This window comes from Ancylobacter sp. FA202 (assembly GCF_000380205.1).
Classification (GTDB): domain Bacteria; phylum Pseudomonadota; class Alphaproteobacteria; order Rhizobiales; family Xanthobacteraceae; genus Ancylobacter.
In genome coordinates this window covers 240,179-255,506 of record NZ_KB904818.1, presented here as the reverse complement: position 1 = coordinate 255,506, position 15,328 = coordinate 240,179, and the positions used below count along the sequence as shown (strand labels likewise).

Sequence of the window (15,328 nt, the reverse complement as noted above, 5' to 3'; positions counted from 1 at the left end):
AAATCCGCAATCGCCAAACTTGGAACATGGTAATTCATTCCGCCTGGGGGATCACCATCACCCCGCCAGCGGCGGCACGGCGTCCGGCGGGAGGTTCGGCGGCACGCGGGCGAGGCGGAAGGCGGCTTTGATGAGGGCGGCATTGTCCTGCGCCTCGCTGCCGTCGGGCAGATGCTTGCCGTCCTCCAGCCCGATGCGGCCGTCGAGCCCGCGCATCAGCGCGTCCTGGTAGAGCGGCCAGACGCTGGCATCCAGCCCGTGCTGCAGCACCGGGACATCGAGGCTGGCGCGCGCCAGCACCTTGCGGATCGCGGCGGCGACCGCGAGCCCTTCCTCGACATCCTGCTCATTGATCTCGATGAGGATGCGCAGGCACTGCTTGGCTTCGGGCAGCGCGGTGAAGCGCTCGGCATCCGCCACCGACCACAGCCCCGCCTCGACGCCGATGCCGCGCGCGAGGCACAGCGCGATCATCTCGGGCGCGTCTTCCTCGATCAAATTGACCGACACATAGTCTGGCAGCACCTGCCACGTCTTCATCGCCTTCAGCCGGCCCGTCCCGCCCGGGGCGATGCCGGCATGGGTGGAGAGGCCGATGGGCACGCCCGGCACACGGGCGCGGATCGCCTCGATGGCGGCGGCGACATGGGCGGCCTCCAGCGTCTCGGCCCCGGAGGGATCGCGCGGGTGAAGATGCAGTTCGCTGGCCCCGGCCGCGATGACCGCCGCCGCATCCGCCGCGAGGCGGGCGGGGGTGAGGGGGGTGTAGGCATGGAAAGCACTGTCGCGCGATCCGTTGAGGCAGGCTTGCAGCATTGCGGTCTCCCTTTTCCTTGCCCCCTTCAACCCGCCAGAAAGCCCTTTCGTTTCAAGCGCTGCACTGATCTCTCCAGCGCCTGCAGAAATTCCGAGCGGTCGCGGGGCGAGAACGGGCGGGGGCCGCGGGTGATCTCGCCCGCTTCGCGCAGATCCGCCATCAAATTGCGGGTCGCCAGCTGCATGCCGATGGAGGCGGCGGTGAAGGGCTTTCCGGTGGGACCGATGGCCTCCGCCCCCTTCGCCACCACCCGGGCGGCAAGCGGCACATCGGCGGTGATGACGAGGTCGCCCTCTTCCACCCGCTCGACGATCCAGTCATCGGCGACGTCAGGCCCGGCGGCGACCACGACGCGCTCCACCTCGGCCTCGCGCGGCACCGCGATCCAGGAATTGGCGACGAGGAACACCTTGATCTGGTGGCGGGCGGCGACGCGATAGGTCTCGTCCTTCACCGGACAGGCGTCGGCGTCGATATAGATGAGGATCGGCTTCGGCAAAGTAATCCTGGAGGTAAGGGCTGGCATTCAAGAAAGAAGGGCTGCCCGCGAGGACAGCCCTTCCCATGTCAGACCGCGGTCCGGTCCGGTAACTGCCTAGAGGGGCAGCGCGACGTATCGCATCACGCGGAACGAACCTCGTAAGAGGCAAGCGTCCAGGTCACGGATACCGACGACCGCGGATCAAGACGATCAGACACTGGATCACCTCCTTTCGATTGTTAACGACAACTGAAGCTTAGACCGATTCGTCGAAAGGTCACGCGCTTGTTGCAGTGCGATGGCGGAATCCGCTGTTCACTTCGCGTTACGGCGCGCAATCTTGAGTGTGCGCAAAGGGAAGGAACGCGATGAGGCGAAGCGGCTGGTTGTTCGCGCTGGTGCTGGCGGCAACGCCGCTGCAGGCCCAGCAGATCTCCGACACCCACGCGCCGGAGGCGGCCAGCGCGCGGGCCGGCGGCCCGAAGTCCGCCACCGGCCGGGACTGGATGGTGACGGCGGCCAACCCGCTGGCGGCGGAGGCCGGCGCGGCGATGCTGCGCGCGGGGGGCAACGCCATCGACGCCATGGTCGCGGTTCAGCTCGTGCTGGGTCTGGTGGAGCCGCAATCCTCCGGCCTCGGCGGCGGGGCGTTCCTGGTCTATTGGGACGCCGCCGCCGGCACGCTTACCACCTTTGACGGGCGCGAGACGGCGCCGCGCGCGGCGACGCCAACCCTGTTCCAGAATGGAGAGGGCGAGCCGCTCGCCTTCATGGAAGCGGTGATCGGCGGGCGCTCGGTCGGCACGCCGGGCACGCCGGCGCTGCTGGAGGCGGTGCACAAACGCTATGGCCGGCTCGGCTGGGGCGCGCTGTTCGCGCCCGCGCTGGAACTGGCGGAGAACGGTTTCGCCGTCTCGCCCCGCCTTGCCGGGCTGATCGCCGGCGACGCGGCGACGCTGGCGCGCGACCCGGCAGCGCGGGCCTATTTCCTCGACGCCGCCGGTGCGCCGCTGGCAGAGGGCACCCTGCTGAAGAACCCGGGCTATGCCGATACGCTGCGCACCTTGCGAGTGGAGGGCGCGGCGGCGTTCTATCAGGGGGCGCTGGCGCAGGGGATCGTCGCGGCGGTGCGCGGTTCGGTCAATCCGGGCGGGTTGTCGCTGGATGATCTGCGCGACTACGCGGTAAAGGAGCGGGCGCCGGTGTGCGGCGCCTATCGCGGCCTCGATGTCTGCGGCATGGGGCCGCCGAGCTCGGGCGCGCTCACTCTGGGCCAGATTTTGGGCCTGCTGGAGCCCTATGATTTGAAGGCGCTCGGCCCCGCTTCCTCCGAGGCGTGGCGGCTGATCGCCGATGCCTCGCGCCTCGCCTTCGCCGATCGCGAGCGCTACATCGCCGATGTCGATTTCGTGCCGGTGCCGGCAAAGGGGCTACTGGCGCGCGACTATCTCGCGGCGCGGGCGAAGCTGCTGGAAGGCGACGATGCACTGCCCGAGGTGGCGGCGGGAACGCCCCGATGGGACCACGCGATGGCTCCCCCGGCGCGGGTGGACGGCGCGGCGCCGGAACTGCCCTCCACCACCCAGATCACCATCGTTGATGACGACGGCAATGTGGTTTCCATGACCTCCACCATCGAGGCCGGCTTCGGCTCGCGGCTGATGGTGGGCGGCTTCCTGCTCAACAATGAGCTGACCGACTTTTCCTTCCGCTCGCACCGCGACGGCGTGCCGGTGGCCAACCGGGTGGAGCCGGGCAAGCGGCCGCGCTCCTCCATGGCGCCGACCATCGTGCTGAAGGACGGGCGCCCGGTGCTGGCGCTGGGCTCACCCGGCGGTAGCCAGATCATCGGCTATGTCGCCAAGACGCTGATCGCCCATCTCGACTGGGGAATGAGTTTGCCCGACGCCATCGCCGCGCCGAACGTGCTGGCGCGGTTCGACGCGGTGGAGATCGAGGCGGGAACAGCGGCGGAAGAGCTGGCGCCCGGGATGCGGGAGCTTGGCTTCCAGGTGAAAACTGGGCCGATGACATCCGGCGTGCAGGCGGTGGCGATCACGCCGGGCGGTCTCATCGGCGCCGCCGACCCGCGCCGCGAGGGCGTGGCGATCGGGGAGTAGGAGCGTGCCCGGACAACATCCTTCGGGGCTCGCTCCGCTCGCACCTCAGGATGACGGTGTTGGGGGGAAGAAGGCCGCGCCGATGCCTCCTGGGAGGTTCACCCGTCATGCTGAGGTGCCGCCCGTGAGGGCGGCCTCGAAGCACGCAGGCGGGGCAGGGTCCTTCGAGTCCCGCCTGCGGCTCGCACCTCAGGATGACGGTGCTGCCATCCGTGTGCCGGTTCAGTGGCTGATCATCCACGGCCGGGCGGAGGGGAAACTCTTGGCGCCGCTGGCGGCGGTGGCGGTCTTGGATTTCTTGGTCCGGCTCTTCATGCCGCCGGCGCAGCAGGAGCAGCTCGACGGGTGCTTCTTCGCCGCGTATTCGCCCGTGGTCATCGGCGCGTGGCTTGCCCGCTCATTGGTGGCGTGGGCTTGGAGGCTGTCGCGCGACATGCCGGAAAAATGCGGTGCTGTCAGCATCACCCGCGGGGCCATCGCGCCGCAATCCGGGCAGGGCTGGGGCGCCTGATACTCGCTCATCGGCCGCATGGCGGTGAAATCGCCGCAGCTGTCGCATTCATATTCGTAGACGGGCATGAGCGTGTCCTTCACTCGGCATGGCGTTCGGGCGGGCCTTTGCTGCGGCCTTGTGTGCCCCTTGGGCGTTTCCTCGAAGGCAAGGGCGATGCCAGGCATCGCCCCGGAATCTTGGGAAGGGTGGGGCGATGCCGTTGGCGTCGCTCCAAATCTCTAGGAAGGAGCGGGGCGACGCCTTCGGCATCGCCCCAGAATCCTGAGGAAGAGCGGGGCGACGCTTCGCGCCGCCCCGCATGCACCGGACTAAGAGGGGGTCAAAGGTCCGGTGAAAGCGGCATGTCGATCGAGCCGTCGATGAACTTGGTCGGCCCGGCGGCGGTGGGGTTGATGTCGAAGTCGAAGATCTCGGTCGGCAGCCACAGCGTGGCGCAGGCGTTGGGGATGTCGACCACGCCGGAGATGTGGCCCTGCACCGGCGCTGTGCCGAGGATCGAATAGGCTTGGGCGCCGGAATAGCCGAACTTCTTCAGGTACTCGATGGCGTTGAGGCAGGCCTGGCGATAGGCGATGTGCACGTCGAGATAGTGCTGGCCGCCATATTCGTCGACCGAGATGCCCTCGAAGATCAGGTAGTCCTTATAGTTCGGCGTCACCGGCGAGGGCTTGAAGATCGGGTTCTTGATGCCGTACTTGGCCATGCCGCCCTTCAGCACCTCGACCTTGAGGTGTACCCAGCCGGCCATTTCGATGGCGCCGCAGAAGGTGATCTCGCCGTCGCCCTGGCTGAAATGCAGGTCGCCCATGGAGAGGCCGCCGCCTTCGACATAGACCGGGAAATAGATCTTGGAGCCGCGCGACAGGTCCTTGATGTCGCAATTGCCGCCATGCTCGCGCGGGGGAACGGTGCGCGCGCCGGTGGCGGCGGCGGCGGCCCGCGCGTCGCCGGTCAGCCGGCCCATATGGGCGGTGGCGGCGAAGGGCGGGACGGCGAGGGCGGGCACGCGGGTCGGGTTGGTGTCGATCAGCGCCTGCTCGCGGGTGTTCCAGGTCTCCAGCAGCTTCGGGTCGGGCAGGCAGCCGATCAGGCCGGGGTGGATCAGCCCGGCGAAGTTCACGCCGGGGACGTGGCGGGAGGAGGTGTACATGCCCTTGAAGTCCCAGATCGACTTCTGGGCCAGCGGGAAATGGTCGGTCAGGAAGCCGCCGCCATTCTTCTTCGAGAAGAAGCCGTTGAAGCCCCACTGGCTGTCGGGCATGGCGCCGATGTCGAGCAGGTCGACCACCAGCAGGTCGCCCGGCTCGGCGCCCTTGACGCCGATCGGGCCGGACAGGAAATGCACGATCGACAGGTCGATGTCGCGCACATCGTCGGCGGAATCGTTGTTCTTGATGAAGCCGCCGGTCCAGTCATAGGTCTCGACGATGAAATCGTCGCCCGGCTTCACCCAGGCCACCATCGGAATGTCCGGGTGCCAGCGGTTGTGAACCATGTCGTTGTCATAGGCCGACTGGTTCAGGTCAACTTTGATAAGCGTCTCGGTCATGCGTCTCTCTCCCCGGGTACGAACTGGAAGTTTGGGCAGGCTGGGAACGGCGGTCTGGCGGGGGCTCAGACCGAAAGGAATCGGGCGACCTTGGCCTCGTCGATGTCGGCGCGCTTGTCCTCGTGGACGATCTCGCCATTCTCGATGACCAGTACCCGGTCGGCGATTTCGAGCGCGAAGGACAGCACCTGCTCGGACACCACGATGGAGAGGCCGCGCTCGTCGCGGATGCGCTTCAGCGTCCGCGCCATCTCTCGGATGATCGAGGGCTGGATGCCTTCCGTCGGCTCATCGAGCAGCAGCACCTTGGGCGCCGTGGCGAGCGCGCGGGCGATGGCGAGCTGCTGCTGCTGGCCGCCGGACAGATTGCCGCCGCGCCGGCCCTTCATCTCCAGAAGGACGGGGAACAGCTCGTAGATGTCGGGCGGCACCTTGCTCTCGCCGCGCGGGATGAGGCCGGTCTCGATGTTCTCCTGCACCGTCATGGTGGAGAAGATCATCCGGCCCTGAGGCACATAGGCGACGCCGTTCTTGACCCGCTCATAGCTCTTGAAGCGGGTGATATCGGTGCTGCCGACGCTTACCGTGCCGCTCTTGGTCGGCACGATGCCCATGAGCGACTTCATGAGCGTGGTCTTGCCCATGCCGTTGCGGCCCATGATGGCGATGATCTCGTTCGGCGCCACCTTGAAGTCGAGGCCGTGCAGAACCTCGCTCTCGCCATAGGAGACGTGCAGCCTGGATACGTTCAGCATGATCCGCCCCTCAATGGCCGAGATAGACTTCGACGACCTTCGGGTCCGCCTGGACCTTGGCCATCGAGCCTTCCGAGAGAATCTTGCCCTGGTGCAGAACCGTCACCTTGTGGGCGATGTCCTCGACGAACTTCATGTCGTGCTCGATCACGATCACCGAGCGGTTCTTGATGATGGTGTTGAGCAGTTCGGCCGTCTTCTTGCGCTCGGAAACGCTCATGCCGGCCACCGGCTCGTCGAGCATGAGCAGTTCCGGGTCCTGGATCAGCAGCATGCCGATCTCCAGCCACTGCTTCTGGCCGTGCGAGAGATATTCGGCGCGCTGGTCGAGCTGGTCGGCGAGGAAGATGGTCTCGGCGATCTCCTGCACCCGCTCCTTCACCGCCCGGTCGCGCCGGAAGGTCAGCGCCCCGGGCACCGAGCGGCCCTTGGGGTAGGAGATTTCCAGGTTCTCGAAGACGGTGAGGTCCTCATAGATCGACGGGTTCTGGAACTTGCGCCCCACCCCGGCGCGCACGATCTCGTGCTCCTTCATCTTGGTCAGCTCGCGGTCCTTGAAGCGGATCGAGCCGGTGGTCGCCTTGGTGCGGCCGCAGATCAGATCGAGCACCGTGGTCTTGCCGGCCCCGTTGGGGCCGATGATGACGCGGATCTCGTTCTCATCGACGTAGAAGGACAGGTCGTTGACCGCCTTGAAGCCGTCGAAAGAGACGGTGAGGCCTTCCACCGCAAGGACGAAATCCTTGTTCATGGTGTCGGCGATGACAGCACTGTTCATGGCTCGCGCTCCTATTCGGCGGCGGCAGGGGCGGCCGCCGAGGGGGGCGGCGAGGCGGGCGGCGTCGCGGGAGGGCTGGCCCGGCGCGCGGCGGTGCCACCGAAGAGCGGGCCGAGGCGCGGAGCGATATAGGTCTGCCAGAGGCCGGCAATGCCGTTCGGGAAGATCAGCACCACCGCGATGAACAGGCCGCCGAGGCCGAACAGCCAGAGCTCGGGGAAGCTCTCCGAGAACGAGGTCTTGGCCCAGTTCACCAGCAGCGTGCCGTAGATGGCGCCGAGGATGGACAGCCGCCCGCCGACCGCGGCGTAGATCACCATTTCGATCGAGGGCACGATGCCGACGAAGGAGGGCGACATGAAGCCGACCTGCAGGGTGAACATCGCCCCGCCAATGGCCGAGAGCGAAGCGGCGAGGCAGAACACGAACACCTTGAAATTGGCGACGTCGTAACCGGAGAAGCGCACCCGGTCCTCCTTGTCGCGCATGGCGACGAGGATGCGGCCGAGCTTCGAGGACTTCACGAAATAGGCGATCAGGATGCAGGCGATCAGCAGGGCGACGCAGACGAAATAGAGGATGGTCTTGGCGCTGTCGGTGCGGATGTCCCAGCCGTTCAGCGTGCGCAGATCGGTGATGCCGTTGATACCGCCGGTATAGCCCTGCTGGCCGATGATCAGGATGGTCATGATCGCGGCGAGTGCCTGGGTGATGATGGCGAAGTACACGCCGCCCACCCGCCGCTTGAACATGGCGAAGCCGACGATGAAGGCGAACAGCGCCGGCACCAGGATCACCGCGATGAGGGTGAGGGTGAGGCTGTTGAAGGGCTGCCACATATAGGGCAGCTCGGTGATCTGGTTCCAGTCCATGAAGTCCGGGATGCCCGGCGTGGTCTGGATCTTGGTGGCCTCGACGCTGGAGGATTCCAGCTTGAGGAACATCGCCATGCAGTAGCCGCCAAGGCCGAAGAACACGCCCTGGCCGAGCGACAGAATGCCGGCATAGCCCCAGCACAACACCAGGCCGAGCGCCACGAAGGCGTAGGTGAGGTATTTGCCGACGAATTGCAGGCGGAAATTGTCCAGCGTCAGCGGCAGGATCACGATCAGCAGGAATGCGAGGACGGCGATCCCGATCATGTCCTGCGGGCGCAGGAAGAAGGTGCGGTCGGACTTGAACATGTGCGCCTCCTCAGCGACGGACCTTGATGACGAACAGGCCCTGCGGCCGCAGCATCAGGATGATGACCACGCCGAGCAGCGTGAGGACCTTGGCCATCGAACCGGAGAGGAAGAACTCCATGGTCGACTGGGCCTGCGAGATGGTGAAGGCGGAGGCGATGGTGCCGAGCAGGCTCTGCGCGCCGCCGAAGACGACGACCAGGAAGGTGTCGACGATGTAGAGCTGGCCGGAGGTGGGGCCGGTCGAGCCGATCATGGTGAAGGCTGACCCGGCGACGCCGGCAATGCCGCAGCCGAGGCCGAACGTGTAGCGGTCGACCTTCTCGGTATCGATGCCGACGGCGCCGGCCATGACGCGGTTCTGCACCACGGCGCGCACCTGCTTGCCCCAGGCCGATTTGTACATCAGCAGCGCGACAGCGACGGTGATGACGATGGTGAGGCCCATGACGAACAGGCCGTTGATCTGCACCTCGATCGTGTCGGTGACGGAGATCGAGCCCATCATCCAGTTCGGCAGCTCGACGCCGACCTCGCGCGGGCCGAAGACCGAGCGATAGAGCTGCTGAAGAATGAGGCTGAGGCCCCAGGTCGCGAGCAGCGTGTCGAGTGGGCGTTTGTAGAGCCGGCGGATCATCAGCCATTCCACCGCCATGCCGAGCGCCCCGGCGGCGAAGAAGGCCAGTATCATCGCGAGGAAGAAGTAGGCGCCGAACAAGCCGGGAAGGTAGTTCAGGAAAAATTGCGAAGTGAAATAGGTGACATAGGCGCCGAGAATCATGAACTCGCCATGCGCCATGTTGATGACGCCCATCTGGCCGAAGATGATGGCCAGGCCGAGGGCCATGAGGACGAAAACCGAGAACAGGATGAGGCCTGCGAAGCCCTGCATCACGAAAATCGAGCCAAGCTCGGCCAGCGAATAGTCAGCGAACATTCAAGGTTCCCCCGGCGAGCGCGCAGTTGCGCGGTCTTGCGTCAACGGCAAAGAGCCCCGGAGAGGGCGCGGGGCCCTCTCCGGGTGGGAGTGTCAGGCGATCACTGGTAGCCCTTCGGGAACGGATCGGGCTCGATCAGGTCCGGGGTCTCGTAGACGACCTTGAACTGGCCATCGGGCAGAGCGAGGCCGATGCGGGCCTTCGACCAGAGATGATGGTTGTCGTGGATCTTGACGTAGCCTTCCGGCGCCTTGTTGAACTCGATGCCGGCCGAGGCGGCGGCGATCTTGTCGATGTCGAAGGAGCCGGCCTTCTCGACGGTCATTTTCCACAGCCACGGGCCGAGATAGGCGGCCTGGGTGACGTCGCCGATCACGGTCTTCTCGCCCCACATCTTCTTGAAGGCGGCGACGAATTCCTTGTTGTTCGGGTTGTCGAGCGACTGGAAGTACTTCATCGAGCTGTAGGCGCCGGCGATGTTCTCGCCGCCGATGCCGTCGATCTCGTCCTCGGTGACCGAGATGGTCAGCAGGGTCTGCTTGTTGAGGTCGATGCCGGCCGCCTTCAGCTGCTTGTAGAAGGCGACGTTGGAGCCGCCGACGACGGCGGCGTAGATCACGTCCGGCTTCTTCAGCTTGATCTTGTTGATGACCGAGTTGAACTGGGTGTGGCCGAGCGGGAAATACTCTTCGCCGACAACCGAGGAATCCTTCAGATGCCCCTCAATGTGCTTGCGGGCGATCTTCATCGAGGTGCGCGGCCAGATATAGTCTGAGCCGATGAGGTAGAAGGTCTTGCCGTTCTTGGTCTTGGCGACCCAGTCGAGGCCGGCGAGGATCTGCTGGGTGGCTTCCTGGCCGGTGTAGATGACGTTCTTGGACTGCTCCAGGCCTTCATAGAAGGTGGGGTAGTAGAGCATGCCGTTATACTGCTCGACCACCGGCAGCACCGCCTTGCGGGACGCCGAGGTCCAGCAGCCCATGATGGCCGCGACCTTGTCGTTGACGAGGAGCTTCTTGGCCTTCTCGGCGAAGGTCGGCCAGTCGGAGGCGCCGTCTTCCTGGATGAACTTGATCTTGCGGCCGAGCACGCCGCCCATGGCGTTGATCTGGTCGATCGCCAGCTTTTCGGCCTGCACCGAGCCGGTCTCGGAGATAGCCATGGTGCCGGTGACGGAGTGCAGGATGCCGACGGTGACTTCCGTATCGGTAACGGCAAGGCCGGTGGTGTTCACCGCCGAGGTGGCGGGCGCCTGGGCCATGGCGGGTGTCGAAAAGAGGCCGGTGGACGCAAGAAGAGGCACCGCCGGCAGCGCCGCAATTCCCATCAAGAGCTTGCGCCGCGTCGTTGAAAACTTGTTCGATTGATCGTTTTGCGAAGACATACGATTCCCCTCCACGGGTTTGACGTGGCCTCAACAAGCTTCTCATGTGCTTGCATTGGCTGGATCGTGGCGGCCGATGTCGCGATGCAGCAATACGTCGATTGACGTATAGGGGAACCGTCTCTCCTCCCGCACAGTGGAGCCCAACATGGGATGTGTGTGTTTCCGCCAAGATGTTGGCGCGGGGCTGGAGATATTTCTCGCGCGCGCGCGAGAAAAGATGTTTAGTTGATAAGCGTAATGGCTCGCCGTGCAGCCGTATTATTGGGCAGTCGGGTAGAGTTTTAGCAGATAGCGGTAATTAGATGCGTGTAGGTTCGTTGGAATGACTTTCTTTTGTCGGTCTCGCGCGAATGGAACGATTTATGCTTCGTTGTCCGGGGCGGCGATCGTGGCGGGCCGGAACTGACGTGGTGCAAAAACACGACATGCCCTGGGGAGGGTGAGCGCGGAAGAATGTCTGGCGTTGGCACGGCGAGGCAAAACCCCATGGCGGCGGAGCAGAAGATCGTTCGCGTTCGGCGCCGCTATAATCAGTGGGTCGTCAACGAGACGCTGGAGGACTATGCGCTCCGCTTCACCGCCAAGAGCGCGCGCCGCTGGTCGGCGCTGCGCGTGGCCAATACCGCGCTCGGCGCCGTGTCGTTCCTGGCGCTGGAGGCGATCGGCGGGGCGATCACGCTGGCCTATGGCTTTCCAAACGCGGTGGCGGCGATCCTGGTGGTCTGCGTCGTCATCTTCGCCGCAGGCCTGCCGATCAGCTACTACGCCGCCAAGTTCGGCGTCGATATCGACCTGCTGACCCGCGGCGCCGGCTTCGGCTATATCGGCTCGACGCTCACCTCGCTGATCTACGCCTCCTTCACCTATCTGTTCTTCGCCATCGAGGCGGCGATCATGGCGCTGGCGCTGGAGATGTGCTTCGGCGTGCCGCTGATGGTGGGCTATTTCATCAGCGCGCTGGTGGTGATCCCGCTGGTCACGCACGGCATCACCTTCATCAGCCGGTTCCAGCTGTGGACCCAGCCGGTCTGGCTAGTGCTGAACATCATTCCCTTCATTTTCATCTTCGCGCTCTATGACGCGCCGCTGGCCGGCTGGACCTCCTATACCGGCCGCTTCGGCGCCCCGGATGGCTCGTTCGACCTGGTGCTGTTCGGCACCGCGACCACCGTGGTGTTCGCGCTGATTGCGCAGATTGGCGAGCAGGTGGATTTTCTCCGCTTCCTGCCCCGCCGGGCGCCGGGCCGCACCGAGACCCGGCGCAACGTGCTGTGGTGGGTGGCGCTGCTGAGCGCGGGGCCGGGCTGGATCATCCCCGGCGGCATCAAGATGCTGGCGGGCTCGTTCCTCGCCTATTTTGCCCTCACCCAGGGCATCCCCTTCCTGCACGCCGCCGAGCCGACCCAGATGTATCTGGTGGCGTTCAGGACGGTGTTTTCCCCCGAGCTGGCGCTGGCCTTCACCGGCTTGTTCGTCATCCTGGCGCAGCTCAAGATCAATGTGACCAACGCCTATGCCGGCTCGATCGCCTGGTCGAACTTCTTCTCCCGCCTGACCCACAGCCATCCCGGCCGGGTGGTGTGGCTGGTGTTCAACGTCACCATCGCGCTGATGCTGATGGCGCTCGGCATCTACAAGGTTCTGGAGCAGATCCTCGGGCTGTATTCCATCGTCGCGGTGGCCTGGGTGGCGGCGCTGGTGGCCGACCTCGTGGTCAACAAGCCGATGGGCTGGAGCCCGCCGGGCATCGAGTTCAAGCGGGCGCATCTCTACGACATTAACCCGGTGGGCGTCGGCGCGCTGCTGGCCGGCACGCTGATCGGCGTCATTGCCTTTGCCGGCTTCTTCGGCCCGACGCTGAAAGTGTTCGCGCCGTTCCTGGCGTTGGTGGTCTCCTTCGTCGCTGCGGCCGGCATCGCCTATGCCACCGGCGGGCGCTACTACATCGCGCGGCGGACGGCGAAGAACTGGGAGGCCCGCCACACGCTCAAATGCTGCATTTGCGAGCACAAGTTCGAGCCGGAGGACATGGCGCACTGCCCGGTCTATGCCGGCCCGATCTGCTCGCTGTGCTGCTCGCTGGATGCCCGCTGCAACGACCGCTGCAAGGAGGATGCGCGCTTTCCCGAGCAGATTCTGGGCGCGCTGCGGGCCACCCTGCCGGGCTGGATGGTGGCGCAGCTCAATTCCCGGCTGGGCCATTATATCGGCGTGATGTCGCTGCTGGCGATCGTCATCGGCGGCATATTGGGCGTCATCTATTTCCAGTCGACCTTCGCGCCGCCCGACCAGACCGAGACGGTCGGCAATGTGCTGTTCACGCTCTATTTTATCCTTCTGATCATTGCCGGTGTCGCCGCCTGGCTGTTCGTGCTGGCGCAGGAGAGCCGGCGCGTGGCGCAGGAGGAGAGCAACCGCCAGACCGCGCTGCTGATGCGCGAGATCGAGGCGCACAAGCGCACCGACGCCAAGCTGCAGAAGGCCAAGGAGGCCGCCGAGGCCGCCAATCTCGCCAAGAGCCGCTATGTGGTCGGCATCAGCCACGAGCTGCGCACCCCGCTCAACGCGATCCTTGGCTATGCCCAGCTGCTGGAGCGCGATGTCGCCATTCCCCCGCACCGGCGCGACGCCATCCGCGTGGTGCGCCGCTCGGCCGAGCATCTGTCCGGCCTGATCGACGGGCTGCTCGACATCTCGAAAATCGAGGCCGGCCGGCTCTATCTCACCCGCGACGAGGTGCGGATCGGCGAGTTCCTCGACCAGCTGGTCGACATGTTCCGGCTGCAGGCCACCGCCAAGGGGATCGATTTCGTCTATGTCCGGCCCGATCGGTTACCCGGAACCGTCTTCACCGACGAGAAGCGGCTGCGGCAGATCCTCATCAACCTGCTCTCCAACGCCATCAAGTTCACCGAGCGCGGCCGGGTGGCGCTGCGCGTTTCCTATCGCAACCAGGTGGCGGAGTTCGAGATCGAGGACAGCGGCATCGGCATTCCCGCCGCCGACCACAAGCGCATCTTCGAGCCGTTCGAGCGCGGCGAGAGGGCGGGCACCTATTCGACCGCCGGCATCGGCCTCGGCCTCACCATCACCAAGCTGCTCACCGAGATCATGGGCGGGGAAATCTCGCTGAAATCGGCGCCGGGCGAGGGCAGCGTCTTCCGCGTCAAGATGATGCTGTCGGAAGTGACCAACCCCTCGCGCCTCGGCCCGATCCAGCACCGGCATATCGCCGGCTACACCGGCCCGCGCCGCACCGTTCTGGTGGCCGATGACGATGTCGCCCATCGCGACCTGATGCACGAATTGCTGGTGCCGCTCGGCTTCACCGTGCTCGCCGCCTCGGACGGCGTGCAGGCGCTCGACATGGTGCGCGAATGGGAGCCGGACATGCTGCTGCTCGACATCGCCATGCCCGGCCTCAATGGCTGGGAGGTGGTGCGCCAGCTGCGCGACGAGGGCTTCGGGCGGCTGCGCATCATCATGATCTCCGCCAATGCCGGGGAGATTCTCGGCGACGGCCTCGCCCAGAATGACGACCATCTGGTCAAGCCGGTGCATCTGCGCACGCTGCTGGAGAAGATGGCGGCGCTGCTCGATCTCGAATGGGTGGGTGATGGCGAACTCGCCGCCATGGCCGCCGGCGAAGCCACCAAGCCGGGCGAGTTGCGGCCGCCGGCGGGCGTGCATCTCGACGACCTGATGAAGCTGGGGGAGATCGGCTATGTGCGCGGTATCCAGGCCAAGCTCAAGGAGATTGAAGGCGCCTCGCCCGACCACCGCGCCTTCGTCGCCCATATGCGCGACCTGATGGAAACCTTCGACCTCAAACAATACATGGCCGTGCTGGAGGCGTTGCGCAGCAATGATGCATAGCGTGGAGCGCCGAGACATCGTCCTGGTGGTGGATGATTCGCCCGAAACCCTCAGTCTCCTCACCGATGCGCTGGAAGCGGCCGGCGCCACCGTGCTGGTGGCGACCGAAGGCGCCAACGCGCTGGCGCTGGTCGAGCGCATCACCCCCGATGTGGTGCTGATGGACGCGGTCATGCCCGGCATGGACGGATTCGAGACCTGCCGCCGGCTCAAACGCAACAAAGCGGTGGCGCATGTGCCCGTCATCTTCATGACCGGGCTGTCCGAGACCGAGCAGATCGTGAAGGGGCTGGAGGCGGGCGGGGTCGACTATGTCACCAAGCCGATCTCGCCGGACGAGCTGATCGCCCGCATCCGCGTTCACCTCGCCAATGCCCGCCAGACCCACAGCGCCCGCGCCGCGCTGGACGCGGCCGGGCGCTATCTGCTCTCCGCCAACCGGGCGGGGAGGGTGCTGTGGAGCACACCGCAGGCCACCGCGCTGCTCACCGCCCTCAGCATCTCGCCCCCCGGCGACAGCTTCACTCTGCCGGAGGTGGTGCGGCGCTGGCTGGAAGGGCGCAAGGTAGAGGGCGCCACCAGCGAGCCGGAGGCGATCGAGGTGGTGCTGGAGGGCTCGGCCCGCCGGCTGAAGCTGTCCTATGTCGGGCAGATCGGCCCGGAGGAATTGCTGCTGCGCATTGTCGAGGATTCCGGCATTCCCCCCGAGCAGGTGCTGAAGACCAAGCTGGGCCTCACCTTGCGCGAATCCGAGGTGCTGGTCTGGCTGGCGCGCGGCAAGGCCAACCGCGATATCGGCGAGATTCTGGGCCTGTCGCCGCGCACGGTGAACAAGCATCTGGAACAGATCTACGCCAAGATTGGCGTGGAGAACCGGGCGGCGGCCACCGCGCTGGCGGTGACGGCGCTGGCGCCGCGGTAGCGCTTTG

General features: G+C 65.6%; 12 protein-coding genes. 3 read left to right on the top strand and 9 right to left on the bottom strand.

The window, feature by feature from the left end:
* Positions 1–57 precede the first annotated feature (57 nt).
* Positions 58–816 carry a 3-keto-5-aminohexanoate cleavage protein gene (locus A3M1_RS0101090; RefSeq protein WP_018387101.1) on the bottom strand — a complete coding sequence of 253 codons (759 nt, stop codon included), beginning with the start codon at positions 814–816 and terminating at the stop codon, positions 58–60.
* Positions 817–842: 26 nt separating this feature from the next.
* Positions 843–1,316 carry a YaiI/YqxD family protein gene (locus tag A3M1_RS0101085; RefSeq protein WP_018387100.1) on the bottom strand — a complete coding sequence of 158 codons (474 nt, stop codon included), beginning with the start codon at positions 1,314–1,316 and terminating at the stop codon, positions 843–845.
* 350 nt (positions 1,317–1,666) lie between these two features.
* Here A3M1_RS0101085 and ggt point away from each other — a divergent pair, with 350 nt between their 5' ends.
* Positions 1,667–3,418 carry a gamma-glutamyltransferase gene (gene ggt / locus A3M1_RS0101080; protein ID WP_018387099.1) on the top strand — a complete coding sequence of 584 codons (1,752 nt, stop codon included), beginning with the start codon at positions 1,667–1,669 and terminating at the stop codon, positions 3,416–3,418.
* A gap of 222 nt (positions 3,419–3,640) precedes the next feature.
* Here the strand turns inward: ggt and A3M1_RS0101075 are convergent, their stop codons facing one another.
* From A3M1_RS0101075 to urtA, 7 genes are all read right to left on the bottom strand, one after another.
* On the bottom strand, positions 3,641–3,997 hold the full coding sequence (locus A3M1_RS0101075) for a zinc ribbon domain-containing protein (protein WP_026221076.1): 357 nt from the start codon (positions 3,995–3,997) through the stop codon (positions 3,641–3,643).
* Between the two features lie 254 nt (positions 3,998–4,251).
* The gene (fmdA, locus tag A3M1_RS0101070; RefSeq protein ID WP_018387097.1) at positions 4,252–5,481 is read right to left on the bottom strand and encodes a formamidase; all 1,230 of its coding nucleotides are present in this window, start codon (positions 5,479–5,481) and stop codon (positions 4,252–4,254) included.
* Positions 5,482–5,546: 65 nt separating this feature from the next.
* Positions 5,547–6,236 carry an urea ABC transporter ATP-binding subunit UrtE gene (urtE, locus tag A3M1_RS0101065; RefSeq protein ID WP_018387096.1) on the bottom strand — a complete coding sequence of 230 codons (690 nt, stop codon included), beginning with the start codon at positions 6,234–6,236 and terminating at the stop codon, positions 5,547–5,549.
* Positions 6,237–6,246: 10 nt separating this feature from the next.
* On the bottom strand, positions 6,247–7,014 hold the full coding sequence (gene urtD, locus A3M1_RS0101060; protein ID WP_018387095.1) for an urea ABC transporter ATP-binding protein UrtD: 768 nt from the start codon (positions 7,012–7,014) through the stop codon (positions 6,247–6,249).
* A gap of 11 nt (positions 7,015–7,025) precedes the next feature.
* Positions 7,026–8,198: an urea ABC transporter permease subunit UrtC gene (gene urtC, locus A3M1_RS0101055; protein ID WP_018387094.1), complete on the bottom strand. Its 1,173-nt coding sequence runs from the start codon at positions 8,196–8,198 to the stop codon at positions 7,026–7,028.
* A 10-nt stretch (positions 8,199–8,208) separates the two neighbouring features.
* Positions 8,209–9,135, bottom strand: a complete 927-nt coding sequence (gene urtB / locus A3M1_RS0101050; protein WP_018387093.1) for an urea ABC transporter permease subunit UrtB — start codon at positions 9,133–9,135, stop codon at positions 8,209–8,211.
* 101 nt (positions 9,136–9,236) lie between these two features.
* Positions 9,237–10,520 carry an urea ABC transporter substrate-binding protein gene (urtA, locus tag A3M1_RS0101045; RefSeq protein WP_018387092.1) on the bottom strand — a complete coding sequence of 428 codons (1,284 nt, stop codon included), beginning with the start codon at positions 10,518–10,520 and terminating at the stop codon, positions 9,237–9,239.
* A 489-nt stretch (positions 10,521–11,009) separates the two neighbouring features.
* On the opposite strand from urtA, the gene A3M1_RS0101040 reads away from it, so the two are divergent.
* A complete protein-coding gene (locus A3M1_RS0101040; protein ID WP_018387091.1) occupies positions 11,010–14,399 on the top strand; it encodes an ATP-binding protein in 3,390 nt (1,129 codons plus the stop codon).
* On the top strand, positions 14,389–15,321 hold the full coding sequence (locus tag A3M1_RS0101035; protein WP_018387090.1) for a response regulator transcription factor: 933 nt from the start codon (positions 14,389–14,391) through the stop codon (positions 15,319–15,321). The genes A3M1_RS0101040 and A3M1_RS0101035 overlap by 11 nt, the downstream gene beginning before the upstream one ends.
* Positions 15,322–15,328: the final 7 nt, after the last annotated feature.